28 protein-coding genes and 1 tRNA gene are annotated in these 25331 nt (G+C 57.1%); 21 read left to right on the top strand and 8 right to left on the bottom strand.

Translation table 11 applies throughout. The features are described from left to right. Positions 1-151 precede the first annotated feature (151 nt). The 6 genes from ACJ8HA_RS17625 (at position 152) to ruvX (ending at position 4356) form a co-directional block, all read left to right on the top strand. Complete coding sequence (locus ACJ8HA_RS17625; protein WP_004937462.1) at positions 152-664, top strand: SprT family zinc-dependent metalloprotease; 513 nt, start codon at positions 152-154, stop codon at positions 662-664. 101 nt (positions 665-765) lie between these two features. Beyond that, positions 766-1461, top strand: coding sequence for a deoxyribonuclease I (endA, locus tag ACJ8HA_RS17630; protein WP_025304243.1), 696 nt, complete (start codon positions 766-768; stop codon positions 1459-1461). 69 nt (positions 1462-1530) lie between these two features. Further along, the gene (rsmE, locus tag ACJ8HA_RS17635) at positions 1531-2262 is read left to right on the top strand and encodes a 16S rRNA (uracil(1498)-N(3))-methyltransferase (protein ID WP_025304244.1); all 732 of its coding nucleotides are present in this window, start codon (positions 1531-1533) and stop codon (positions 2260-2262) included. A gap of 10 nt (positions 2263-2272) precedes the next feature. Then, positions 2273-3223: a glutathione synthase gene (gshB, locus tag ACJ8HA_RS17640; RefSeq protein ID WP_025304245.1), complete on the top strand. Its 951-nt coding sequence runs from the start codon at positions 2273-2275 to the stop codon at positions 3221-3223. Between the two features lie 147 nt (positions 3224-3370). Further along, positions 3371-3934: a YqgE/AlgH family protein gene (locus tag ACJ8HA_RS17645; protein ID WP_004937452.1), complete on the top strand. Its 564-nt coding sequence runs from the start codon at positions 3371-3373 to the stop codon at positions 3932-3934. Next, a complete protein-coding gene (gene ruvX, locus ACJ8HA_RS17650; RefSeq protein WP_025304246.1) occupies positions 3934-4356 on the top strand; it encodes a Holliday junction resolvase RuvX in 423 nt (140 codons plus the stop codon). Before ACJ8HA_RS17645 ends, ruvX begins: the two co-directional genes overlap by 1 nt. On the opposite strand, the gene ACJ8HA_RS17655 is transcribed toward ruvX, so the two are convergent. Next, positions 4353-5375: a type IV pilus twitching motility protein PilT gene (locus ACJ8HA_RS17655; RefSeq protein ID WP_049204215.1), complete on the bottom strand. Its 1023-nt coding sequence runs from the start codon at positions 5373-5375 to the stop codon at positions 4353-4355. The genes ruvX and ACJ8HA_RS17655 overlap by 4 nt on opposite strands. A gap of 20 nt (positions 5376-5395) precedes the next feature. Here ACJ8HA_RS17655 and ACJ8HA_RS17660 point away from each other — a divergent pair, with 20 nt between their 5' ends. From ACJ8HA_RS17660 to hemW, 6 genes are read left to right on the top strand one after another with little or no spacing between them, the layout of a single operon-like run. After that, a complete protein-coding gene (locus tag ACJ8HA_RS17660) occupies positions 5396-6103 on the top strand; it encodes a YggS family pyridoxal phosphate-dependent enzyme (RefSeq protein WP_151429370.1) in 708 nt (235 codons plus the stop codon). A 19-nt stretch (positions 6104-6122) separates the two neighbouring features. After that, complete coding sequence (proC, locus tag ACJ8HA_RS17665; RefSeq protein ID WP_025304249.1) at positions 6123-6944, top strand: pyrroline-5-carboxylate reductase; 822 nt, start codon at positions 6123-6125, stop codon at positions 6942-6944. A gap of 31 nt (positions 6945-6975) precedes the next feature. Next, positions 6976-7530, top strand: a complete 555-nt coding sequence (locus ACJ8HA_RS17670) for a YggT family protein (protein WP_025304250.1) — start codon at positions 6976-6978, stop codon at positions 7528-7530. Continuing rightward, complete coding sequence (yggU, locus tag ACJ8HA_RS17675) at positions 7527-7817, top strand: DUF167 family protein YggU (protein ID WP_004948014.1); 291 nt, start codon at positions 7527-7529, stop codon at positions 7815-7817. Before ACJ8HA_RS17670 ends, yggU begins: the two co-directional genes overlap by 4 nt. A 17-nt stretch (positions 7818-7834) precedes the next feature. Further along, positions 7835-8428, top strand: a complete 594-nt coding sequence (locus ACJ8HA_RS17680) for an XTP/dITP diphosphatase (protein ID WP_043141349.1) — start codon at positions 7835-7837, stop codon at positions 8426-8428. Next, complete coding sequence (gene hemW, locus ACJ8HA_RS17685; RefSeq protein WP_033635947.1) at positions 8421-9563, top strand: radical SAM family heme chaperone HemW; 1143 nt, start codon at positions 8421-8423, stop codon at positions 9561-9563. Before ACJ8HA_RS17680 ends, hemW begins: the two co-directional genes overlap by 8 nt. Before the next feature lie 37 nt (positions 9564-9600). Here the strand turns inward: hemW and ACJ8HA_RS17690 are convergent, their stop codons facing one another. The 6 genes from ACJ8HA_RS17690 to trmB all read right to left on the bottom strand — a co-directional run bounded on the left by ACJ8HA_RS17690 (position 9601) and on the right by trmB (position 13108). After that, positions 9601-9849 carry a DUF2442 domain-containing protein gene (locus tag ACJ8HA_RS17690; protein WP_025304253.1) on the bottom strand — a complete coding sequence of 83 codons (249 nt, stop codon included), beginning with the start codon at positions 9847-9849 and terminating at the stop codon, positions 9601-9603. After that, positions 9833-10075: a DUF4160 domain-containing protein gene (locus ACJ8HA_RS17695; RefSeq protein WP_004937418.1), complete on the bottom strand. Its 243-nt coding sequence runs from the start codon at positions 10073-10075 to the stop codon at positions 9833-9835. Before ACJ8HA_RS17695 ends, ACJ8HA_RS17690 begins: the two co-directional genes overlap by 17 nt. Before the next feature lie 95 nt (positions 10076-10170). Next, positions 10171-10893 carry a DUF2884 domain-containing protein gene (locus ACJ8HA_RS17700; RefSeq protein WP_043141352.1) on the bottom strand — a complete coding sequence of 241 codons (723 nt, stop codon included), beginning with the start codon at positions 10891-10893 and terminating at the stop codon, positions 10171-10173. 30 nt (positions 10894-10923) lie between these two features. Continuing rightward, positions 10924-11847, bottom strand: a complete 924-nt coding sequence (glsB, locus tag ACJ8HA_RS17705; protein WP_044031973.1) for a glutaminase B — start codon at positions 11845-11847, stop codon at positions 10924-10926. Between the two features lie 215 nt (positions 11848-12062). Further along, a complete protein-coding gene (locus ACJ8HA_RS17710; protein WP_025304256.1) occupies positions 12063-12389 on the bottom strand; it encodes a YggL family protein in 327 nt (108 codons plus the stop codon). Beyond that, positions 12389-13108 (bottom strand): tRNA (guanosine(46)-N7)-methyltransferase TrmB, encoded by a 720-nt coding sequence (trmB, locus tag ACJ8HA_RS17715; protein WP_049204213.1) that lies wholly within the window; start codon positions 13106-13108, stop codon positions 12389-12391. Before trmB ends, ACJ8HA_RS17710 begins: the two co-directional genes overlap by 1 nt. Before the next feature lie 177 nt (positions 13109-13285). Between trmB and mutY the strand changes: the two genes are divergently transcribed. From mutY to mltC, 3 genes are all read left to right on the top strand, one after another. Next, a complete protein-coding gene (mutY, locus tag ACJ8HA_RS17720; RefSeq protein ID WP_442515423.1) occupies positions 13286-14386 on the top strand; it encodes an A/G-specific adenine glycosylase in 1101 nt (366 codons plus the stop codon). Continuing rightward, positions 14383-14655, top strand: a complete 273-nt coding sequence (locus tag ACJ8HA_RS17725) for an oxidative damage protection protein (RefSeq protein WP_004937404.1) — start codon at positions 14383-14385, stop codon at positions 14653-14655. The genes mutY and ACJ8HA_RS17725 overlap by 4 nt, the downstream gene beginning before the upstream one ends. Positions 14656-14718: 63 nt before the next feature. Then, positions 14719-15795 carry a membrane-bound lytic murein transglycosylase MltC gene (gene mltC / locus ACJ8HA_RS17730; protein ID WP_004937402.1) on the top strand — a complete coding sequence of 359 codons (1077 nt, stop codon included), beginning with the start codon at positions 14719-14721 and terminating at the stop codon, positions 15793-15795. 50 nt (positions 15796-15845) lie between these two features. On the opposite strand, the gene speF is transcribed toward mltC, so the two are convergent. Further along, positions 15846-18011: an ornithine decarboxylase SpeF gene (speF, locus tag ACJ8HA_RS17735; RefSeq protein WP_089196552.1), complete on the bottom strand. Its 2166-nt coding sequence runs from the start codon at positions 18009-18011 to the stop codon at positions 15846-15848. A gap of 703 nt (positions 18012-18714) precedes the next feature. Between speF and ACJ8HA_RS17740 the strand changes: the two genes are divergently transcribed. The 6 genes from ACJ8HA_RS17740 to ACJ8HA_RS17765 all read left to right on the top strand — a co-directional run bounded on the left by ACJ8HA_RS17740 (position 18715) and on the right by ACJ8HA_RS17765 (position 24732). After that, positions 18715-18790: transfer RNA gene (locus ACJ8HA_RS17740), tRNA-Phe, on the top strand. An 872-nt stretch (positions 18791-19662) separates the two neighbouring features. Beyond that, on the top strand, positions 19663-20145 hold the full coding sequence (locus tag ACJ8HA_RS17745; protein WP_025304260.1) for an Hcp family type VI secretion system effector: 483 nt from the start codon (positions 19663-19665) through the stop codon (positions 20143-20145). A 47-nt stretch (positions 20146-20192) separates the two neighbouring features. Further along, the gene (locus tag ACJ8HA_RS17750) at positions 20193-20675 is read left to right on the top strand and encodes an Hcp family type VI secretion system effector (protein ID WP_025304261.1); all 483 of its coding nucleotides are present in this window, start codon (positions 20193-20195) and stop codon (positions 20673-20675) included. A 36-nt stretch (positions 20676-20711) separates the two neighbouring features. Continuing rightward, the gene (locus ACJ8HA_RS17755) at positions 20712-21572 is read left to right on the top strand and encodes a hypothetical protein (protein ID WP_225735547.1); all 861 of its coding nucleotides are present in this window, start codon (positions 20712-20714) and stop codon (positions 21570-21572) included. Positions 21573-22501: 929 nt separating this feature from the next. After that, positions 22502-23797 (top strand): lysine N(6)-hydroxylase/L-ornithine N(5)-oxygenase family protein, encoded by a 1296-nt coding sequence (locus ACJ8HA_RS17760; RefSeq protein WP_089196267.1) that lies wholly within the window; start codon positions 22502-22504, stop codon positions 23795-23797. A gap of 50 nt (positions 23798-23847) precedes the next feature. Next, positions 23848-24732, top strand: a complete 885-nt coding sequence (locus tag ACJ8HA_RS17765) for an ATP-grasp fold amidoligase family protein (RefSeq protein WP_043142145.1) — start codon at positions 23848-23850, stop codon at positions 24730-24732. Positions 24733-25331: the final 599 nt, after the last annotated feature.

Here is a 25331-nt window from a genome sequence, read left to right on the forward strand (position 1 = left end):
GCTCATCATGCACGCTTTATTATCCCGCAGTTAACACATTGATTACAATCCATCGACGGCGATCGCTTTATCAATGTGGCGAAAAAACGCGGATGCGGATTTGCGTTGGAGCATATTGTCAGCCGCCGTGCCATTGCTTAAGCTAGCCGCAATGAACAAACCAAGAATCCCCATCGCGCTGCAACAAGCGGTGATGCGCTGCCTGCGAGAAAAGCTGCAGTTGGCACGCCAGCATTTTGCCGTCGAGTTCCCCGAACCCAGCATCGTCTATCAGCAACGCGGCACCAGCGCGGGCACCGCCTGGCTGCAAAGCTGGGAAATCCGTCTGAACCCGGTGCTGCTGCTGGAAAACCAACAGCCGTTTATCGATGAGGTGGTGCCGCATGAGTTGGCGCACCTGCTGGTGTTTCGCCAATTCGGCCGGGTGGCGCCGCACGGCCGCGAATGGCGCTGGATGATGGAAAGCGTGCTACTGACCCCCGCCAGCCGCACTCACCGTTTCGAAACCGCCTCGGTGCAAAGCAAAACCTTCCCCTACCGCTGCGGCTGCGGGCAGCACCAGCTCACCATTCGCCGCCATAACCGCGTGCTGCGCGGCGAAAGCGAATACCGCTGCCGCCGGTGCGGCGAAAAACTGAAATTTCTTGCTAGCGAGAACCTTTAGTTAAACGATTTATACGTTAAAACAAGCAAATATCGCCATTTGCCACTGCCGGCAAGTTCCGTTACCCTGCCTGCTTTTCCAATTTTGAGCTGTTTTGGAATATGCTTCGCAGAATTTTGTTTATGGCGGTTTTCGCCGCAGGCGCCGTACAGGCGCACGGCATCAATAACTTCTCTCAGGCCAAAGCGGCGGCGGCCAAGATTAATCAGGATGCGCCGGGCAGCTTTTACTGCGGCTGCCGCATCGACTGGCAAGGCAAGAAGGGTATCCCGGATCTCGCCGGCTGCGGCTATCAGGTGCGTAAAAACGCCCAGCGCGCACAGCGCATCGAATGGGAACACGTAGTGCCGGCCTGGCAGTTCGGTCACCAGCTGCAGTGCTGGCAGGACGGCGGGCGCAAAAATTGCAACAAGGACGCCACCTATCGCCAGATAGAAACCGATCTGCACAACCTGCAGCCGGCGATCGGCGAAGTGAACGGCGACCGCAACAACTTCATGTACAGCCAATGGAACGGCGGTGCAGGCCAGTACGGGCAATGCCCAATGAAGGTGGACTTCAAGAATAAACAGGCGGAGCCGCCCGCCCGCGCCCGCGGCGCCATTGCCCGCACCTACTTCTACATGCGCGATCGCTACCAGCTGCGGCTGTCACGCCAGCAAACCCAGCTGTTCGAGGTGTGGAACCGGCAATATCCGGTGAGCCAATGGGAATGTCAGCGTGAAGCACGTATCGCCAAGGTGCAGGGCAACCACAACCCCTATATTCAACAGGCTTGTCAGCAGCGGAAAAGCTAACCTACTATAGCCTTTATCTTTCATGGCGCCGCCAACCCGCGGCGCCGTTTCGTCAGGATCAGACTACCCATGCGCATACCCCGCATTTACCATCCGCAGCCGTTAACCGATCGGGCGGAGATCGCCCTCAGCGAGGACGCCGCCAACCACGTCGGGCGCGTGCTGCGCATGAGCGCCGGCCAGGCGCTGCAGCTGTTCGACGGCAGTAACCAGGTGTTCGACGCCGAGATAGTCCGGGTGGACAAAAAGAGCGTGCTGGTGCGCCTCGGCGACGGCCGCGTGGAGGACATCGAATCGCCGCTCAACCTGCATCTGGGCCAGGTGATCTCGCGCGGCGAGAAGATGGAGTTCACCATCCAGAAATCCATCGAGCTGGGCGTCAACGTCATCACCCCGCTGTTTTCCGAGCGCTGCGGCGTCAAGTTGGACGGCGAGCGTCTGGCGAAGAAAATCCAACAATGGCAAAAAATCGCCATCGCCGCCTGCGAGCAGTGCGGCCGCAACCGCATTCCCGAAATCCGCGAGGCGATGTCGCTGGAGGCCTGGTGCGCCGAGCAGGACGGCAGCCTGAAGCTCAACCTGCATCCGCGCGCCAGCCACAGCATCAACACGCTGCCGCAGCCGGTAGACCGCGTCCGCCTGCTGATCGGCCCGGAAGGCGGTTTGTCCGCCGACGAAATCGCCATGACCACCGACCACGGATTTACTGATATTCTGCTGGGACCACGCGTTCTGCGTACCGAAACCACAGCGCTCACCGCCATTACCGCTCTGCAGGTCCGCTTCGGCGACCTGGGTTAAAGGAGAAAAGATGATTAAGCTCGGCATCGTGATGGATCCTATCGATTCCATCAACATCAAGAAAGACACCAGCTTCGCCATGCTGCTCGAAGCGCAGCGCCGCGGTTACGAATTGCACTACATGGAGATGAACGATCTCTATCTGCACGCCGGCGACGGGCGCGCCCGTACCCGCCTGCTGAGCGTGAAGGAAGACAAGGAGAGCTGGTTCAGCTTCGGCGCCGAGCAGGATCTGGCGCTGCACGATCTGGACGTGATCCTGATGCGCAAGGATCCGCCGTTCGATACCGAATACATCTACGCGACCTACATTCTGGAGCGCGCCGAAGTCAAAGGCACGCTGGTGGTCAACAAGCCGCAAAGCCTGCGCGACTGCAACGAGAAGCTGTTCACCGCCTGGTTCCCTGAGCTGACGCCGGATACGCTGGTTAGCCGCAGCGCCGCACACATCCGCAAATTCCACCAACAGCACGGCGACATCATCCTGAAACCGCTGGACGGCATGGGCGGCGCGTCTATCTTCCGCGTGAAGCAGGACGATCCTAACCTGTCGGTGATCATCGAAACCCTGACCGAACACGGCAGCCGTTTCTGCATGGCGCAGAACTTCCTGCCGGCGATCAAGGACGGCGACAAGCGCATCCTGGTGGTGGACGGCGAGCCGGTGCCTTACTGCCTGGCGCGCATTCCGGCGCAGGGCGAGACCCGCGGCAACCTGGCGGCCGGCGGCCGCGGCGAAGCGCGTCCACTGAGCGAGAGCGACTGGAAAATCGCCCGTACCGTCGCCCCGACGCTGAAAGAGAAAGGGCTGATCTTCGTCGGTCTGGACGTGATCGGCGATCGCCTGACCGAGATCAACGTGACCAGCCCAACCTGCGCACGCGAGATCGAGGCGGCATTCCCTATCTCGATTACCGGCATGCTGATGGACGCGATTGAAAAGCGCCTGGCGGCGAAGTAATGCGTCATGCGGGCGGCATGCTGCCCGCTATCCTGTATCGCGCCTGCCAAAGCCCGCCTTTCCGGCAGCGGCTTGAAAGGCGGCGGGTATAGCCGCATACTGGCGGCTGTTTATTTTCTCACCCATTGATTACCTTATACTAACGCCATGAATTTACAGCACCATTTTCTGATCGCCATGCCAACGCTGCAGGATCCTCGCTTCAAGCGCTCGGTGATTTACATTTGCGAGCACAATGAAGAAGGCGCCATGGGTTTGGTGATCAATAAACCGGTGGAGCAGTTCACGGTAGCCACGGTGCTGAGCAAGCTGAAGATCATGCCGCCTGCGCGCGATCCGGCCATCAGCCTGGACAAGCCGGTGTTCGCCGGCGGCCCCCTGGCGGACGATCGCGGGTTTATCCTGCATACGCCGCGCCACGGCTTCGGCGCCAGCATTCAAATTTCGCCCAACACCATGATCACCACCTCGAAAGACGTGCTGGAAACGCTCGGCACGCCAGAGCAACCGGACGACGTGCTGGTGGCGCTGGGTTATGCGGGCTGGGAAAAGGGCCAGTTGGAGCAGGAAGTATTGGAAAACGCCTGGCTGACCATCGAAGCCAACACCGACATTTTGTTCCGCACGCCGATCGCCAGCCGCTGGCGCGAGGCGGGGAACCTATTGGGTATCGACATTCGCAGCATCGCCAACCACGCAGGACACGCCTGATGAGCAACCGCACCATTATCGCCTTCGACTTCGGCACCAAAAGCATTGGCGCGGCCATCGGCCAGGAGTTGACCGGCAGCGCCCGCGCCCTGCCGGCCTTCAAAGCGCAGGACGGCTCGCCGGACTGGCTGAAAATTGAAAAACTGCTAAAGGAGTGGCAGCCGGATTTGGTGGTGGTCGGCCTGCCGCTGAACATGGACGGCACCGAACAACCCGTTACCGCCCAGGCGCGCAAGTTCGCCAACCGCCTGCACGGCCGCTTCGGCATCCAGATCGATCTGCATGACGAGCGCCTGAGCACCGTGGAAGCGCGCGCCAACCTGTTCGACCGCGGCGGCTTCCGCGCCCTTGATAAAGGCAGCGTGGATTCCGCCTCCGCGGTAGTGATCCTCGAGAGCTGGTTCGAACGGCAGCTGGGCTAAACACCCGTTCCCTCCCCCGCACAGTCCCCCAACACACCGGCGTCAATCCGCTGCTGCAAACCTTGCTCAAAGGTTTGCATGCCGGACTGTGCGCCGGTTTGCAACACGCTCGCCAACTGATGCGTTTTCCCTTCGCGGATCAGGTTGCTGACCGCCGCCGTCGCCGTCAGCACTTCGAAGATCGCCACGCGTCCGCCGCCGGGCCGCCTCATCAGCTTTTGCGCGATCACCGCCTGCAGACTGCCGGCCAGCTGGGCGCGCACATAGGGTTTTTCTTCCGCCGGAAACACGTCCACTAACCGTTCCACTGCCTGCGACGCGCTGCGGGTGTGCAGCGTCGCCAGCACCAGGTGGCCGGTCTCCGCCGCGGTGAGCGCCAGCCGGATGGTGGTGGTATCGCGCAGCTCGCCCAGCAGGATCACATCAGGATCTTCGCGCAGCGCGGCGCGCAACGCCGCATCAAAGCTGTGGCTGTCGCGGCCGATCTCCCGCTGCTGGATCAGCGATCGCCGGCTGCGGTGCAGGAATTCAATCGGATCCTCCAGCGTCAAAATGTGCCGCTGCTGGTGCCGGTTGATCTCGTCGATCATCGCTGCCAGCGTGGTGGACTTGCCGCTGCCGGTGGCGCCGGTGACCAGGAGAAGCCCATCGTCGCGCCGCAGCAGCGCCGGCACGATGGCCGGCGCTGCCAGCTCGGCAAGCGAAGGCGATTGCCCGGCAATACGCCGCAACGCGAGAGAAATCCCCGCGCTTTGTTGAAAAATGTTGGCGCGCAACCGCTCCCCGCCCGGCCTGTGCAACGCCAGATCGACCTGCCCCAGCCGCCGCAGGCTCTCGCGCTGCTGCGCATTCAGCAATCCATCGCAGAGGGCCTGCGCGCCTTGCGCCGTCAGCGTTTGCGCCGCCGCCAGCGGCTGCAGTTCACCGTCGATGCGCAACATCGGCGGATGACCGGCACAAAGGTGCAGATCGGAAGCATTATGCTTTACACTAAGGGCCACGAATTCATCGATATCCATATCACTCTCCCGGGTCAATAATGAGCACTATCCAACAGAACCTGCAGGATGTCAGAAACCGCATCGCGGCCGCCGCGCAAAACTGCGCACGGTCGCCGGAAGAAGTTGCTCTGCTTGCAGTCAGCAAAACCAAACCTGTGGCGGCGATCGAAGAAGCCATCGCCGCCGGCCAGCGCGCCTTCGGCGAGAACTACGTGCAGGAAGGGGTAGACAAGATCCGGCATTTCGCCGAGTCGCCGCAGGGCGGTGAGTTGGTGTGGCACTTTATCGGCCCGCTGCAATCCAATAAGAGTCGGCTGGTGGCGGAACATTTCGCCTGGTGTCATACCGTGGATCGGCTGCGCATCGCCCAGCGCCTGAGCGATCAGCGCCCGGCCGACCTGCCGCCGCTCAACGTGCTGATTCAAATCAACATCAGCGATGAGCAGAGCAAATCCGGCATTGCATTAAGCGAACTGCCAGCGCTGGCCGAGGCGCTCGCTGCGCTGCCGAACCTGACGCTGCGCGGCCTGATGGCCATCCCGGCGCCGGAAGCGGATTACCAGCGGCAGTTGGCGGTATTCAACCAGATGAACGACGCCTTTCTCGCCCTGCGCCAGCGTTATCCGCAGGCCGATACGCTGTCGATGGGCATGACGGACGATATGGCGGCAGCGATTGCCGCAGGCAGCACCCTGGTGCGCATCGGCACCGCAATTTTTGGCGCCCGCGACTACTCGCAGGCCTGACAAACAGACGAGGGATTTGATGCAACATCGCAAGATTACCTTTATCGGCGCCGGCAACATGGCGCGTGCAATCATCGCCGGCCTGGTGGCGGGCGGCTATCCGGCCAAATCCATCAGCGTCTGCGCCCCTTCGGCGAAAAACCGTGACGCGCTGGCGGCGGACTACGGCATCGTCAGCAGCGGCGACAACGTCGCCTGCGCGCGTGAAGCCGAGGTGGTGGTGCTGGCGGTCAAACCGCAGATGATGGCCGACGTGTGTCAGCCGCTGCGCGAACAGGTCGATTTCGGCGGCAAACTGGTGCTGTCGATCGCCGCCGGTATTCAGGTCAGCCGTTTCTATCAGCTGCTCGGCGACCAACTGGACATCGTGCGCATCATGCCCAACACCCCGTCGCTGGTCGGCAAGGGCATGAGCGGGCTGTACGCGCCGGCGCAGGTCAGCCAACAGGATCGCGACTACACCGGCGATTTAATGGCGTCGGTCGGTAAAGTTTGCTGGGTAGATGACGAAAATGGCATCAACGGCGTGATCGCCGCCGCGGGCAGCGCCCCGGCTTATTTCTTCCTGTTTATGGAAGCGATGCAAAAAGAGGCCGAACGCATGGGCTTCGACAGCCAGACCGCGCGCGATCTGGTGCAGCAGGCCGCTTCCGGTGCTGCCGCCTTGGTGGAAGCCAACCCGGATACGCCGCTGGGCACGCTGCGCGAGCAGGTGACTTCCAAAGGCGGCACCACCGCCGAAGCGCTGCGGGTGTTCAACGAACGCCAACTGCCGGAAACCGTGGCGCAAGCGATGCAGGCCGCCGTTTCTCGTGCGCAAGAAATGGAAAAATTATTTTAAATAACCATGAGTTAAGGAGAAGGACCACTTCATGCTAACGCTGACTTTCCTGGTCAAGACCGTTATTGATCTGTACGTGATGGTGCTGTTGCTGCGCATTTGGATGCAATGGACGCGCACCGATTTTTATAACCCGTTCTCGCAGTTTGTGGTGAAGATCACCCAACCGGTGGTCGGCCCGCTGCGCCGCATCATCCCATCGCTGGGGCCTATCGACAGCGCTTCTCTGCTGCTGGCGTTCCTGTTGATGACCATCAAGTACCCGCTGCTGCTACTGATCCAGGGCGGCGCGATATCGCTCAGCCCGTATAACCTGCTGTTCGGCCTGATCTCGCTGGTCAAGTCCGCCGGCTACCTGATCTTCTGGGTGATGATCATTCGTGCGCTGATGAGCTGGGTAAGCCAGGGCCGCAGCCCGATCGACTACGTGATGTACCAGCTGACCGAACCGTTGATGGCGCCGATCCGTCGCATCATTCCGGCGATGGGCGGTATCGACTTTTCCGCCATGGTGGTGATCCTGATCCTCTATCTGATCAACTACCTGGGCATGGATCTGTTCGGCGAGATCTGGTTCCTGCTGTGAGTGCCGTCACTCCGGTGCTGGACGGGCTGGCGATCAGGCTATATATTCAGCCGAAAGCCAGCCGCGACCAAATTATCGGCTTGCATGGCGACGAACTAAAAGTCGCCATCACCGCCCCGCCGGTCGACGGCCAAGCCAACGCCCATTTGATCAAGTTTATCGCCAAGCAGTTCAAAGTGGCGAAAAGCAACGTCACCATCGAGAAAGGCGAACTGGGGCGGCATAAACAGTTACGCATCGTGAATCCGCAACAGATCCCCGCCGTGGTCGCGGCGCTCATCGAATAATTTTCAAGGTAGTCATTATGCAAAAAGTCGTTCTTGCCACCGGTAACCCGGGCAAAGTGCGCGAACTTGCCGACCTGTTGGCCGATTTCGGCCTGGACGTGGTCGCGCAAACCGATCTGGGCGTGGAATCCGCCGAAGAGACCGGCCTGACGTTTATCGAAAACGCCATTCTGAAAGCGCGCCATGCGGCACAGGTCACCGGCCTGCCAGCGATCGCCGACGACTCCGGTCTGGCGGTCGACGCGCTGGGCGGCGCGCCGGGCATCTACTCCGCACGCTACGCCGGTGAAGACGCCGACGATCGGCAGAACCTCGACAAGCTGCTGGCGGCGATGAAAGACGTGGCGCTGGGCAAGCGCGGCGCGCAATTCCACTGCGTGCTGGTCTATCTGCGCCATGCGGCAGACCCGACGCCGCTGGTGTTCCACGGCAGTTGGGCCGGCGAAATCACCGAACAGGCCGCCGGTGAAGGCGGCTTCGGTTACGACCCTGTCTTCTACGTGCCGGAACTGGGGCGCACCGCCGCCGAGCTGAGCCGCGACGAGAAGCGGGCGATTTCGCACCGCGGCAAGGCGCTGAAGCTGATGTTGGAAGCCATGCGCAATGCTTAAGCTGCCCCCGCTGAGTCTCTACATCCACATCCCGTGGTGCGTGCAGAAATGCCCGTATTGCGACTTCAACTCCCATGCGCTGAAGGGTGACGTACCGCATCAGGAGTACGTCGATCATCTGTTGGCGGATCTGGATGCCGACCTGCCGCTGGCCGGCGGCCGGGAAATCAGCACTATCTTTATCGGCGGCGGCACCCCCAGCCTGCTGAGCGCCGAGGCGATGCAGGCCTTGCTGGACGGCGTGCGGGCGCGCATTCGCGTCGCCGACGACGCCGAAATCACCATGGAGGCTAACCCCGGCACCGTGGAAGCCGATCGCTTCAGCGGCTACCAGCGCGCCGGCGTCAACCGCATCTCCATTGGGGTGCAAAGCTTCAGCGCCGAGAAGCTGACCCGCCTGGGGCGCATCCACGGCCCGGAAGAAGCCAAACGCGCGGCGACGCTGGCGACCGGCCTTGGCCTGCGCAGCTTCAACCTCGATCTGATGCACGGCCTGCCGGATCAGTCGCTGGAAGAGGCGCTGGACGATCTGCGCCAGGCGATCGCCCTCAATCCGCCGCACCTGTCGTGGTATCAGCTGACCATCGAGCCGAACACCCTGTTCAGCTCACGCCCGCCGGTCTTGCCGGACGACGACGCGCTGTGGGACATCTTCGAGCGCGGCCACCAGCTGCTGAGCGCCGCCGGATACCAGCAGTATGAAACCTCGGCCTACGCCAAGCCGGGCTACCAATGCCAGCACAATCTCAACTACTGGCGCTTCGGCGACTATCTGGGGATCGGCTGCGGCGCGCACGGCAAGGTGACCTTCAGCGACGGACGCATCCTGCGCACCGCCAAGACCAAGCACCCGCGCGGCTTTATGCGCGGCGACTACATGGACAAGCAGCATGAGGTGGCGGCGGCGGATCGGCCGTTCGAGTTCTTCATGAACCGCTTCCGCCTGCTGGAAGCCGCGCCGCGCGCCGACTTCGTCAACTACACAGGGCTGGCGGAAAGCGTTATTCGCCCGCAGCTGGACGAAGCGCTGGCCAAAGGCTATTTGGAAGAAACCGCGGAGCATTGGCAAATTACCGAGAAGGGCAAGCTGTTCCTCAACTCGCTGCTGGAACTGTTCCTGGCGGACGACGAGTAAAAAAAAAGCGCTGAATGATCAGCGCTTTTTTTCATGTTCAGGCGGCATTATGAGGGCGGTGCGTCACGTCGCCACGCCCCTTCAGCAATCCCTCAACGGAAACATCCTCGTCCAACGCGTCCCAATGGATGCCGCGAGCGCTGAGCTCATACCCCGCCCGCTGTTCTTCCGTCGCGTTCAACAAACGGGGAAACCAGGCCAGCGGCACGCCAATAATTCTGGCGTCACTTAGTTCGACCCACATCGTCGTATCGTCAAAGCTGACGCGTTTAGCCGAAATACTCATGCCAAGCCTCCAAAAACAATGCCTGATAGGTATCAACCAGACCAGCCAACTCTTTTAGCGTTCTGGCGTTAAAGCCATCATTACGCGCCAACTGCACGCCAGGAACCAACCAAAATTTCGCTTCAGCCTCAGCGTCTCTGATATGAACATGCGGCGGCTCAAGCGGGTCACCCTCATTTGAATAAAAAAAGAACCTATAGCCTTTATAACGGAATATCACTGGCATCAATGCAAAATCCTTTTGCCGATTGATTATAGTTTAGCCAGTTTCTCAGATAGCCGTCGTGAGGTCAAAGAACGCACGGCGGCTATGCCTATCCGTTACTTCAACGCCTTCAGCAGATCCTTGCGCTGGGTTTCCAGTGCGGTGACGCGGTTGCACACGTCATGACCGAAGTTCTGGAAGTCCTGCTCCTGGTTGTTCCATTCGTTCTGGATCGCCTTCTGCAAGCCGCCCAGGTTGCCCATGATCGCCTGCAGCGGGTTGCCGCCGCTGTTGGCGGCCTGTTTGACGCCCATCTCGTTCAGGCTGTCCTGCAGCACCCCGCCCATGCTCTGCTGCACGATGTTGCGGCCGTCCTGTTCCACCTGGTCAATCGCCTGGTGGTGGAAGGTCAGACCGTCGCTGCGGTGTTCGATGATGCGGTTCATCTGCTGTTTCAGTTGGCCATTCAGGGTGGTCAGCCGGTTGCGCACGTTACTGTTGCTGCCCAGCTCTTTAACGATCACCTTATCCAGCGCCGAGCGGGCTTTCTCCAGGTGTTTCTGCGCGCCGTCGTCGATCCACGGCAGCTGCTTGCGCAAGGCGCTCTGGTAACTGAAGGCTTTCTGCCGCTGGCTGTCGTTCAAGCTTAGCGCCTGGCCGTTGCGGATCACGTCGCCATCCGGCGATATTTGCAGGTCGCCACTGGCGCCTTTCACCTGCACGCTCTGCGGGCTGATGATCACATCATCCTGGGGTTTAACGCTGCATTGGTACTCAGCGTGGGCCTGTGCGGCAGTCGCCGCCAGCAGCAGTAAGGCTAACCCGGTTTTCTTCAACATAGCTTCTCCTGACTCCCATCCAGATTGGGATTAAAAAATCGAACGACCGATACGTTGAGACAACAGTTCCAGCGCCGCAGTTCCCGCCAGTGAGTTGCCGGAGGCATCCAGCTCCGGCGACCAGACGACGATCGACAGCTCGCCCGGCACGATGGCCACGATGCCGCCGCCCACGCCGGACTTGCCCGGCATCCCCACCCGATAGGCGAATTCGCCGGCGCCGTCGTACATGCCGCTGGTCATCATCAGGGCGTTGATCTGCCGGGCCTGCAGCGGGCTGATCACCGCCTCGCCGCTGAGATCGCGGCCGTGATTGGCCAGATAGACGAAGCTGCGCGCCAGCTCCACGCAGCTCATGCGCAGCGCGCAGTAGTGGAAATAGGTTTGCAGCACGGTAATCACATCGTTCTCGAAGTTGCCGAACGACTTCATCAGATAGGCGATGGCCGCATTGCGATCGGAGTGTTCGAACTCGGAGCGCGCCACCCGCAGGTCATAGGCCAGGTCGTCTTCGCCGGCCAGCTGGCGCACCACCTCCAGCATGCGCTGCTTGGGGGCGCTGAGCCGAGTTTGCAGCATGTCGCACACCACCAGTGCGCCGGGGTTGATAAACGGATTGCGCGGTTTACCCTGCTCCATCTCCAGCTGCAGCAGCGAGTTGAACGGCAGGCCGGAAGGCTCTTTGCCGACGCGCCGCCAGATCTCAGGCTCCTGATAGCGCGTCAGCGCCAGCGTCAGGCTCAGCACTTTGGAGATCGACTGAATGGAGAAGCGCTCCGCGGCGTCGCCGGCCTGGAACAGTTCGCCGTCCACCGTGCAGACGGCGATCGCCAGCCGATCGGCGGGCACTTCCGCCAACGCCGGGATGTAGTCGGCCACTTTCCCCTGGCCAATCAGCGGGCGCACCTGTTGCAGGATCTCCTCCAGCAGCGCGTTATCCAATGTTGTTACCACCTCGGTCACACTCCGGGCAAAACAAAGGCGCCGTTAAGGCACCTTAAATCCATCCCCGTCATACTTGAATCCGCATCTGTGTTGGCTGCGAGCGCTCACCCCAGTCACTTACTGAAGTAAGCTCCTGGGGACTCACACTCTTGCCGCCGTGATGCAAATCCAATTATTTAGGGGGAAATAAGCGGCGCGAAGCCGCGCTCATCGGGCAAGCGCGATCAATCCCACCAGATATCGAACAGATCGCTGACCTTAACGTCGGACAGTTTGCGCGCTTCCAGCCAGTTTTTCACCAGTTCGCGATGCTCGTCGGTGCAGTGGCCGATCTTCTGCAGGCAGATCAGACCTTCCCACTGCAGGTAGCCGCTGCCGTCAAACGCCAGACCGTTCGGCTCGATCACTTCATCGATGAAGGTATCGAGCGTGCTGTCGATATCTTCCACCGACGTGCCTTCGGCGAAGCGCCAGGCTACGGAGAAACCCAGCTCCTGAAATTCTTCAATGTGCAACTTTTTACGTAAACGACGACTGCGGTTCTTAGCCATTATTCTTTCCTCTCAAACATCAAGTCCCAAACGCCATGTCCCAGGCGCTGGCCGCGTAATTCAAATTTCGTCAGTGGGCGCGAATCCGGACGCGGCACATAATCATTATCGCTGGAAAGATTACGGTAGCCTGCGACCCCGTTCATAACCTCTAACATATGTTCCGCATAAGGTTGCCAATCGGTGGCCATGTGGAAGACCCCGCCGGTCTTCAGCTTGCGCAGCACCAGTTCGACAAACGGCGTTTGCACGATGCGGCGCTTGTTGTGGCGCGCCTTGTGCCACGGATCGGGGAAGAACAGCTGCACCATGTCCAGCGAGCCGTCCGGGATCATGTTTTCCAGCACTTCAACCGCATCGTGGCACATCACGCGCAGGTTGCTCAACTTCGCCTCGTGGGCGTCGGCCAGGCAGGCACCCACGCCCGGCGAGTGCACTTCGATCCCTAAAAAGTTCTGCTGCGGGTTGTTGCCCGCCATGGTCACCAGCGAGGCACCCATGCCAAAACCGATCTCCAGCACCGTCGGCGCTTCGCGGCCAAACAGCGCAGCGAGATCGACAGCGTCAGTCTGATACTCCACGCCCATCACCGGCCAATAGTTCTCCAGCGCGTGCTGCTGGCCTTTGGTCAGCCGCCCCTGGCGGCGGACAAAACTGCGGATACGGCGCATCGCGCGGCCGTTCTCATCAAATTCCGGGGAGATGACGTCATTAATCATAGTGCTTTCTGTCTGTTTGGCTGCCAATTAGGGAAACGCGCATTATGCAAAGATACATTGGTTTAGCAAGTGTTCATCTTCTGTACCCGCCGTGCGGCGTCGGAAAGTTCCGGTTTACAGCATCATGACTCTATGCTGCAATCTCGCTTCATTTTCTGCCGGATAACGACGCTGCTCATGATGCAAGCACAACAATTCGCACAGGTGGTGCTTGACTGGTACCAGCGCTACGGCCGCAAGACCCTGCCATGGCAGCTGGAGAAAACCGCCTATCAAGTATGGCTCTCCGAGGTGATGTTGCAACAGACCCAGGTTGCCACCGTCATTCCTTATTTTCAGCGCTTTATGGCCCGTTTTCCTAACGTGCGCGCGCTGGCGGAGGCCCCGCTGGACGAAGTGCTGCATCTGTGGACCGGTCTCGGCTATTACGCCCGCGCCCGTAACCTGCACAAGGCGGCGCAGACCATTGTCTCACAGCACGGCGGCGAGTTCCCGACAACCTTCGCAGAAATCGCCGATTTGCCGGGCGTTGGCCGCTCTACCGCCGGCGCGGTGCTGTCGTTGGCGCTGGGCCAACACTATCCGATCCTCGACGGCAACGTGAAGCGCGTGCTGGCCCGCTGCTACGCGGTGGAAGGCTGGCCGGGCAAGAAAGAGGTCGAAAACCGGCTGTGGAAAATCAGCGAAGAAGTCACCCCGGCCCAGGGCGTCGGCCAGTTCAACCAGGCGATGATGGATCTGGGTGCCATGGTCTGCACCCGCTCCAAGCCCAAGTGTGAACTCTGCCCGCTCAACGTCGGCTGCCTGTCTTACGCCAATCACAGCTGGGCCAACTATCCCGGCAAGAAACCCAAGCAGACCCTGCCGGAAAAAACCGCCTACTTCTTATTGCTGCAGCACGGCAACCGCGTGTGGCTGGAGCAGCGCCCGGCGGTGGGCCTGTGGGGCGGCCTGCTCTGCTTCCCGCAGTTCAGCGCGCGCGTGGATTTGGAACTCTGGCTGCAGCAGCGCGGTCTGAAAGGCAAGCGCCTGGAACAGCTGACCGCGTTTCGCCACACGTTCAGCCATTTCCATCTCGATATTGTGCCGATGTGGCTGTCGCTCGACGCGGCGGGCAGCGGCATGGATGAGGGCGCGGGTCTCTGGTATAACTTAGCGCAGCCGCCGTCGGTCGGGCTGGCAGCGCCGGTAGATCGCCTGTTGCAACAGCTGGCGAAGCAGCCCCCGATCCAACAAAACTTATATGGCGATAGCGCCATCGATGAGGAATTAGCATGAGCCGCACCATTTTTTGTACTTTCCTGCAGCGCGACGCCGAAGGCCAGGACTTCCAGCTTTATCCCGGCGACGTCGGCAAGCGCATCTACAACGAGATCTCCAAGGAAGCCTGGGGCGAGTGGATGAAGAAGCAGACCATGCTGATCAACGAGAAGAAGCTGAACATGATGAACGTGGATGACCGCAAGCTGCTGGAAGAGGAAATGATCAAGTTCCTGTTCGAAGGGCACGACGTACACATCGAAGGCTATACGCCGCCGAGCGAATAATGCTGTTGGGGCCAGGCGCTGGCCCGCTTCAATCCTCTTATACTTCTTCCAAACGGCTTTAAGATGAAGAAAATTTTAGCTTTGCTCGTAATAGCGCCTTTGCTGATCTCCTGTTCCGGCAAAAAAAGTGAAGAAATCAACGAAGCCTGGATCAAAGATACCAACGGCTTCGACATTCTGATGGGCCAATTTGCCCACAACATCGAGAACATCTGGGGTCTGAATGAAGTTCTGATCGCCGGGCCGAAAGACTACGTTAAATATACCGACCAATACCAAACCCGCAGCCACATCAACTTCGACACCGGCGCCATTACCATCGAGACCATCGCCACCACCGATCCGGCTGCGCACCTGCGCCAGGCGATCATCAGCACGCTGCTGATGGGTGACGATCCGGGTTCGATCGACCTCTATTCCGACGCCAACGATATCCAGATCAGCAAAGAGCCGTTCCTGTACGGCCAGGTGCTGGATAACAAAGGGGCGCCGATCCGCTGGGAATGGCGCGCGGCGCACTTCGCCGATTACCTGCTGCAAACCAAGCTGCAAAAACGCACCTCCGGCCTGCACGTGATCTACTCGGTCACCATCCAGCTGGTGCCGAACCACCTGGACAAACGTGCGCACAAATACCTGCCGATGGTGCGCAAGGCGTCGGAAAAATACGGCGTGGACGAGTCGCTGATCCTGGCTATCATGCAGACCGAATCGAGCTTCAACCCGTATGCGGTGAGCGGTTCGGACGCGCTGGGCCTGATGCAGGTGGTGCAGCACACCGCCGGTAAGGATGTGTTCCAGATGCGCGGCAAATGGGGCACCCCGAGCCGCAGCTACCTGTTCGATCCGGAGAACAACATCGACACCGGCACCGCCTATCTGGCTATCCTGCAGAACAACTACCTGGGCGGCATTCAGAACCCGACCTCGCGCCGCTATGCGGTGATCACCGCTTACAACGGCGGCGCAGGCAGCGTGCTGCGGGTGTTCTCCAGCGACAGAACGCGTGCGGTGGGCATCATCAACGGCATGCAGCCGGGCGACGTGTACCAAACGCTGACCACCAAGCACCCGGCCGCCGAGTCGCGCCGCTATCTGGTGAAAGTAAATACCGCGCAGAAGAGCTACCGCAGAAAGTAACGCTTCCCGCGTGGATAAATGAGAAGGGCCGGTGCGAGCCGGCCCTTTTTCTATGGCTTGATCATATAGCCGAAGATGCGCTTCCAGCCGTGATCTTTTTTCTCGATGTAGACCCCCTGCAGCTCCGGCGAGAAGCCCGGCAGGCGGTTGATGCCCTCTTCCAACGCCAGGAAATAGCGCTGCACCGCGCCGCCCCACACTTCGCCCGGCACCACGCACAGCACGCCCGGCGGGTACGGCAAGGCCCCCTCCGCCGCGATGCGCCCTTCCGCCTGGCCGATCGGCACCAGCTCGACGTTGTCGCGGATAAACTCCACGTTGGCATCCTGCGGGTTCATCACCACCGGCGGGAAATGATCCTGGCGGAACATCTCTTTTTGCAGCTGCTTGACGTCGAAGCTGACGTACAGATCGTGCATCTCCTGGCACAGCCGGCGAATGCTGTAGCCACGATAGCGCTGCTCGTTCTTGCGGTACACCGTTGGCAGCACCACGCTCAGCGGCGCGTCTTCTGCAACATAGCGCTCGAACTGCGCCAGCATCTCCACCAGCTGTTCCATCTTGGCCGGGTTTTCCGCCGGAGTCAGCAGGAACAGGATCGAGTTGAGATCGCACTTCTCCGGCACGATGCCGTTCTCGCGCAGGAAGTTGGCCAGAATGGTGGCCGGCACGCCGAACTCGGTGTATTGGCCAGTCGCGGCGTCAATCCCCGGCGTGGTCAGCAGCAACTTGCACGGATCCACCAGATACTGATCCTGGGCATAGCCTTCGAAGCCGTGCCACGTTTCCCCCGGTACGAAGGTGAAGAAACGCGCGTCGTTGGCAATCAGATCGGTATCGTAATCCTGCCAGTCCTTGCCCGCCACCTGCAGCGGAATAAACGGCTTCAGCTGCGAGCAGCGCGTGAGCAGCTGTTTACGCGTCTCGATGCCCAGCTTGACGCAGTCCATCCACATGCGACGTCCGGCGGCGCCGGCATGCATCTTGGCGTTGACGTCCAGCGCGGCGAACAGCGGATAGAACGGGCTGGTCGACGCATGCAGCATGAACGCATTGTTCAGATGCTTATGGTTGCAGTGGCGCTTCTGCCCTTTGATATGGTCGTCTTTCTTGTGGATCTGCGAGGTCTGCGAGAACCCCGCCTGCTGTTTATGCACCGACTGGGTGACAAAAATGCCCGGATCGTGCTCGTCCAGCTCCAGCAGCAGCGGCGAGCACTCTTTCAGCATCGGAATAAAGCCTTCGTAGCCCACCCAGGCGGAGTCGAACAGGATGTAATCGCACAGGTGGCCGATGGTGTCGATCACCTGGCGAGCGTTGTAAATCGTGCCGTCGTAGGTACCGAGCTGAATGATCGCCAGCCGGAACGGCCGTGCCGCTGCGGCTTTCTCCGGCGCCACTTCGCGGATCTGCTCGCGCAGGTAGCGTTCGTCGAAGCAGTGCGCATCGATACCGCCGATAAAGCCGAACGGGTTGCGGGCGGTTTCCAGATAGACCGGCGTGGCCCCAGCCTGGATCAGCGCCCCGTGGTGGTTGGATTTGTGGTTGTTGCGATCGAACAGCACCAGATCGCCACGAGTCAGCAGCGCGTTGGTCACCACCTTGTTGGCCGCCGAGGTGCCGTTGAGCACGAAGTAGGTTTTATCGGCGTTGAACACCCGCGCCGCGTGCTTTTGCGCATCCTTGGCCGATCCTTCGTGGATCAGCAGATCGCCCAGCTTGACGTCGGCGTTGCACATATCGGAACGGAACAGGGTTTCACCGTAGAAATCGAAGAACTGCCGGCCGGCCGGGTGTTTGCGGAAGAACTCTCCGCCCTGATGCCCCGGGCACGCAAAGGTCGAGTTTTCCATTTCGACGTAGGTCTTCAGCGTTTTGAAGAACGGCGGCAGCAGCACCTGCTCGTAGGCGTCGGCGGCGGCCTCCAGCTGCGCCATGTAGAATGGCTTGCTGGCGCCGGCCAGCAGCGCGAAGACCCCGCTGACAAACGGCAGATAATCCGGGGAAAGATGCTCGTCCCCTTCCACCGCCACGAAGGTCGGAATATCGAACCCCGTCGCCTGCAAGCGCGCCAGAATGCCGGCGTCCACGTCAGCGACCGACACCACCACCGCCGCCACGTCGGTGTAGTCCGTCTGCTCTACGCGCACGATCTGGCGCAGCGTCTCAATGGTGGCGACCAGGCTGGCGCTGGTCGCGATTTTCAATTCTTTCATCATGCTGACTCTCAAACGGTGAAGGATGAGGGTGTGCCACCGGCACGGTAATGAGATAACGCGGTTATCCCGGTAAAAGCGATACCCGGGCACGGCAGCATAAGCGGCGTGCGTGACCGGCTCATGATCGGGGGATCATCAGGCGGCTATCGGGGGAACTGGTCTTGGCAGCATCCGACAGGCATCAGTAAAATCAGGGCAGAAGCGCTGGCTTTACGCATGCCTAACAGCGAGCATCAGGCGGCCTTACCGCATGATCGGCAGGCGTATTCGGACGGATGGCGTTCGGAGCAAGCAAAGACGGAAAGGTGGCGTCAGAGGTCTGGTGCGCGACAGCGCTTGAGCGACAAAACCAGTCATGCCAATAACCCTCTGACTTATAAGAAGCGGGAACACCGTCAGGGAACGGAGAGTGTTAAAATTTGCGCAATGATTGCATGATTCGTTGCGGGGTTCAAGCAAGAATCGTCTTGATTGAATGCCTATTGAACCAAGCATAACTAATTGTTATTTAATTTAAAAAAAAGAAATCACGCATTTTAAAGTGGTATAAATACACGTTTTATATGCATATTTATTGAGTAGCGTTGGCTCCCTGCGCCACTCCCTTTTTGGTTATCTGCCTGAAAATAGAGCAACCGATCGGCTTTGTGACAGAAAGCGATTGACGCCATCCGGCCAATACGGTTTAATGCGCCCCGTTGCCCGGATAGCTCAGTCGGTAGAGCAGGGGATTGAAAATCCCCGTGTCCTTGGTTCGATTCCGAGTCCGGGCACCATATTCAGAAGAACCCGCCTATGGCGGGTTTTTCGCTTTCTGGAGTACGGACTCTCCATCGAACTGCGTTCGATTATTCGGTCTGAAGACCTCACCCTGCGGGCCAGCGCTGAAGCGCTGTTCAACACGGCGCCAGCGCCGGTTGTCCGAGTCCGGTCGCCCTATTCAGAAGAACCCGCCTATGGCGGGTTTTTCGCTTTCTGGAGTACGGACTCTCCATCGAACTGCGTTCGATTATTCGGTCTGAAGACCTCACCCTGCGGGCCAGCGCTAAAGCGCTGTTCAACACGGCGCCAGCGCCGGTTGTCCGAGTCCGGTCGCCCTATTCAGAAGAACCCGCCTATGGCGGGTTTTTCGCTTTCTGGGGTACGGACTCTCCATCGAACTGCGTTCGATTATTCGGTCTGAGACCTCACCCTGCGGGCCAGCGCTAAAGCGCTGTTCAACACGGCGCCAGCGCCGGTTGTCCGAGTCCGGTCGCCCTATTCAGAAGAACCCGCCTATGGCGGTTTTTTCGCTTTCTGGGGTACGGATTCCCCATCGCTTCATCCGATGGGGTGTAACTTCGCATTACAGGTGGACTCTCTCGAAAGAGCGCCCCCAATCCCCAACTACCCGAACGTCAAACGAACGCGCTCATATTCCGTGTTTATTAAGTGTTTTATTGTCGAACGGTGATGGGATACAGTTACGAACATATAACCGCATCCCATTGTTAAATAATAATATATTGCACAAAAACTAGGAACATTCCGAATAAAAACGACATTACTGTCAATTCATTCATATAGGGCTATGCTGAATTTTACCCATTGATAAGGCATTTTTAACCTATTCCGCTGCCAACACGAAATAATGGAGGATCCGGCGACAATGGCCATTGATATGTATATGAAAGTTGAAGGAATGACGGGCGAGTCCCAAGACAGCAATCATAAAGGATGGACCGACGTACTTTCGTTTAACTGGGGCGCTTCACAGCCAGGAAATATGGCTGTTGGCGGCGGGGGTGGCTCCGGAAAAGTGAATTATCAAGACCTCCGTATTCAAGCCCTTATCGACAAATCTACGCCCGCTATTCTCAAATATTGTTCCAGTGGAAAACATGTCGCGAAAATCGAGCTTTCCGTATGCAAAGCGGGCGGCAACCAGGTGGAGTATTCCAAAATCGTTCTCGAAGACGTTCTGGTGACGCAAACCGATTTTAACGGTGTAGGCCAAAATGATGCGATCGTGGTTGATTACGCCTTCCAGGCGTCAAAAGTCACCATGAGTTACTGGGAACAAGGCAGCAGCGGCACTAAAGGCGCGGAAAGCAAATCTGGTTGGGATATCAAGCAGAATAAAGAGAGCTAAGCGCATTCTGGCACCTAACAATACGTTAATGATCGGGTGATAAAATCATGGCAATGGATATGTTTTTAAAAGTTGAAGGCATTAATGGTGAATCGAAAAATGCGAATCACAAGCAATGGATCGATGTCTTTTCCTTTAACTGGGGCGCGCGACAGCCTGGCAATATGGCCGTTGGCGGCGGCGGCGGTGCGGGTAAAGTGAACTTTCGCGATCTGACCGTACAGGCTCTGATAGATAAAGCGACACCTGCCTTATTGAAATACTGCTCGGCCGGTAAACATCTCGCCAAGGTGCAGTTGTCTCTTTGCAAAGCCGGTGGGCAGGAAGTGGAATATACCCGCATTACCCTGGAAGATGTATTGGTGACTCATACCGACTTCATCGGTGTCGAGCACGGTTCCACGCTAGGCATTGAGTACTCTTTTCAGGCCGGTAAAGTGTCGATGGAATACTGGGAGCAAGCGAAGCAAGGTAATAAAGGGGCTTCGGTGCAGATGGGCTGGGATATTAAGCAAAATAAAGAAAGCTAATCACATTACGGTGCATATCGTAATGACGGGGGCATTATGGCATTTCCTAAGTCACATGAAATTTTAGCTCTGACATCGCAACACGAATCGAATAATCGGGTGTCGGCCAACTTTTTGACCCGCGAGATTTTAAATGAGGCGCTGATCCTCGTCAGGTCTCTGTCACCAGAAGAAGTCTTTCGATTAACAAAAACGGAGACCGGCCAGATCGCGTTTACGCTGGGTGAACTCAAAGATGAAAACAACCGCCGGTTGACAGCCAATACTATTGAGTCAGGACAACGACCAGGCGGAAGAATTAATCACCTGGATAACCGAATTAATGTCTCTTTTCCCGGAACCTCATGGCAAATGGGAGCCCGTGTTCAGCATTTTGAGAATATCGCATCGAGTACCGTAGGCGGGGCCGGTCTGGTTTTGATCGCGGGATTATGGACGGGAGCCGGTTCTGGCGTTGGCAGCATTTTAGGCCGAAATGCCGCCCAGCTCGCTGTAGTGACAGGCACTTATTTGGGTAAACGCTTCGTGACCAATAAAACCATGGTCGTGAATCAGATGGCGGCGCATATCAAAAACCTTGCCGATATGTTTAACTCTACCCACAATGCCTTTAATGATTTCAAGTTTGAAAGCGCAGCCAAACGCGCACAATACAGCCCCGATCCTCAAGCAGAGTACCCTATTACATTTGAACAAAAAGTCACGGATAATAATGCAGTTCCTGCTAACTATGCCGAGACCATTCAGGCCATCGTGCGCCGTTTTGTAACGGGAACCTACGAGCGTGTAGATATCGTCGGCCAGGGCGATATGTTTATAAAAGTTTTTTTCAGCGATGGGGAACTGGACATTTCGAAAGCTCAGTATGACTATCTCAGCAATTTGAAGCTCCCGTGATTGATCAACCTGGCAGGTCTTCACGCTTGTGGCGCAACGGTAGCCATTCAGTCCAGGGGGCAAAAATGCCTCGAGCTGACCAAAAGATTTTTATTGTCGGTAAGAATGGTCAATGATGATGACAAGGCAGATTGCCGGATCGGATTCAACCGTTGCGCCAGCGTGGCCAGGTTTTTCACACTCGCCTCGAGCAAGCGTCCTCTCCGGCCAGCCTTTGCCCGGCATTAATTAAACGAACCCTAACACCGGTAGTTAACGCGAACCATCCGCGCCCATAGGGTGATGCAACTCGGGGTAAAATATTGCCGTTCGGGGGGCAACAAGAAGAGATAAAGGTACAGAAGTGTGCGTATCACCTTAGTGAAAGAGTGTGATACCCTGCCGCAAAAAACAAAATAACACATTGAATTTAATGATAAAAACTAAATCACAACGCGCAGATTTCATAATTTCACTTCCGATTTCATCTTTGCAAAAAGCATCCTGCCTCTAATATCACGTTATTTCACCTTCCCCGTGCCTATTTTAAGGCTATTCTAAGCAACGAATACACCGATCCCGGCAATGCAATGGCATAGACACCAGAAAAGCAGATAAGAACTCATACGGTGGGCATCCTCCCTGGTGGCCGTTTTCATGGCTTGATGAATCAGGGAGAGATCGGATTTTTACTTAGGAATATTCATTAAATACACGCGCAAAACCTTCATAGGAATTTTCATGGAAAGAAATACACCCGTAGCCTTTACCTAATGCGCTACCGAATTCTAAACGGGCATTTAAAAGTGCGGTATTTTTGGCCAGCACACCGTTTAATTACATTTAATTCGTGAAGCTTACTTATAAGAAAAAGGCAGCCTGGTTGCTATAAGCCACCCTATCTGCGGCCGTATTTCTGGGTATTATTCTCATTATACTGGAGCTTATTAATGAATCAGCATTTGGATATCATCGGTATTGGCCTTGGCCCGTCGAATCTTAGCCTGGCAGCCTTAGGAAGTGAAATAGAGGGATTTACGGGACAATTCCTTGAACGCAAACCTCATTTCTCCTGGCACCCAGGGATGATCCTGGCGGACTGCAGTATGCAGACCAACTTTTTAAAAGATTTAGTGAGCGCGGTTGCCCCAACCAATCGCTACAGCTTTCTCAACTATCTGGTAAAAAACAGAAAATTTTATCGTTTCCTGACGACGGAGCAGCGCACCGCATCGCGCGAAGAGTTCGCCGATTACCTCACCTGGGCCGCCGCCGGGATGGGATCATTGGCATTCAATCAAGACGTTCAGCGGGTCGAATTTGACGATCGGCAGCGCCAGTTCGTGGTGACCACCTCGAATAAGGTCTTCCACGCCAGGCACGTAAGTATCGGTATTGGCAAGAAAATAAAGCTGCCTGATTGCGTGACAACGCAAAGCGATCGCTGTTTCCACGCCAGCGAAATGATGCTGCGCAACCCCGATCTGACCGGCAAACGCGTGGCGATCGTCGGTGGCGGCCAGAGCGGCGCAGACCTGTTCCTCAATATTTTTAAAGGGGAATGGGGGCAACCGGAGCAGCTCGACTGGATATCGCGCCGCAACAACTATAATGCGCTCGATGAAGCGGCCTTTGCCAACGAATACTTCACGCCCGATTACGTCGAGAGCTTTTACTCACTGGATAGCGCGGCCAAACGGCATATGCTGGCCGAACAGAAAATGACCTCAGACGGCATCACCAGTGAGTCGCTGCTAGCGATTTATCGCGCCATGTACCACCGCTTCGACGTCCTGCGCGAGAAATTATGGGTGCGCCTGCTGCCCAGCCGTTCGCTGACGGCCGTGAAACACACGCTGGATAACGCCTACCAACTCGAAACGCGTCATCATCTCGATCACGGCGAAGAAACCTTCAAGGCGGACGTGGTGATCTTTGCCACCGGTTATCAATCGGCCACGCCAGAGTTCCTTGAACCTTTGGCCCACCGCTTACTAACCACTGCGGAGGGCGAATACCGCATCGCCCCAGACTTTACCTTTGAGTGGGAAGGCCCGGCGGAGAACTGCTTATTCGCCATGAACGCCAGTATGCACAATCACGGCATTGCCGATCCGCAGTTGAGCCTGATGGCGTGGCGGTCGGCTCGCATTCTTAATCGGGCGTTAGACCACAAGCCATTTGATCTGGGAACAACGCCGACAGCCATTCAATGGCGCAGTGAAAGCGCACCACCCGCGTTTTAAATACAAGAACGACTTAATCATTGTCACTACGCTTTGATGGAATTACGTATATGAAAAGACAAGTCATTAAATTTATTACGAAGCAGCTGGCCGTATTGGCCCCCGAATTCAAGGCCAGATTGCTCTACAAAAAAGCATTTGGCAAACCGTTAAACTTGCAGGCGCCGTCCACCTGGAATGAAAAGATCAATCACCTGAAATTGAATGGCTATAGTCACAATGCGTTGGTGAAGCAGTGTGCAGATAAATATGCGGTAAGACAGTACATCAAAGATCAAGGGTGCGAAGAGATCCTTAATGAATTGTACTTTGCCTGTGATTCAGTAAACGATATTCCGTGGGACGCATTGCCGGATAAGTTTGTGATCAAAGGGAATCACGGTTCCGGGTATAACCTGATTTGCCAGAATAAAAAATTGCTGAATATCAAGAGCGCAAAAAAATTGATCGACGGTTGGATGAAAGACGATTATTGGAAAACTTATGTAGAGCTCAACTACAAAGGGATACAAAAAAAGATCATTGGGGAGAAATATATCGAATCGGCCAATGGTCACGGACCTGAAGACTATAAAATCTATTGTTTCCGCGGTGTACCTTACTGCACGTTGCTGTGTGTCGGCAGAGAAACCGGGTCGCCGAAGTATTACTTCTTTGACAAAGATTTCAAGTTTCTGTGCTACAGCGATGACTGCCTGGCCTTGAGCCAGGAAGAAATAGACGCCTTCGTGAAGCCAGAAGGCTACGATGAGCTGTTTGAGTACGCCTCACGCTTGTCCGCGCCCTTCGAGTTTGTTCGCGTTGATTTCTACATCTCCAAAGGCCAAATCATTTTCGGCGAATTGACCTTTACCCCATCCGCCGGGCTGGATACGGATATTCTGCCGCCAACCGATGTTTTGCTTGGCGAGATGTTGACGTTGCAACAGCACTGATTTTCACCTGGTCCCACATCCCACAGTGAAGATCGGCTGCGCCTGAGGATAAATACCGGCCGGCCTTTTTGCAGCCCGCGGGCCGGTATTGCCCTGAGGGATATCGGGCCGATGACCTCGCCTGTTCATGCCACCGTTACAGCAAAATCTCTGCTGCCTATCCCTGGCAGCCCACACCCGACCCAAGTGCAATACGCCAGTCAGATCACATAACCATTTGAAAAACAATGGTATTAAATGATTAATAAGAATCACTTACATATTTATAATAAAATGTTCTATATGTATAGGAAGCTATAATATAAGATACAGGAAAGTTTCCCTGGTGTTGTTGTGTGTCTTTGCCCTATTTTATAGGGCTTTTTTCGCTAAAAATCGTTGATAACCGTGTGTTTTTACCTACCTTCACCATTTCCCCCTCCATAAAAACCATAACCATTTCTAATTAATTGTAATCCCTCTTATTCCTGACTTACCAATAATAACAATGAGTTGCTATTAACCTGGCAAAGCAACGGCTGGCAGCGCTTCGCGACCGGAATGCCCGCCCTAAAGGTAGGTTTTTACCGGGCGCGAACGGATGCTACTATCGGCCTTTT

Origin of the sequence: Serratia sp. CY33802, from assembly GCF_052169095.1 — a bacterium.
In the GTDB taxonomy this organism is placed as follows: Bacteria; Pseudomonadota; Gammaproteobacteria; order Enterobacterales; family Enterobacteriaceae; genus Serratia; species Serratia bockelmannii.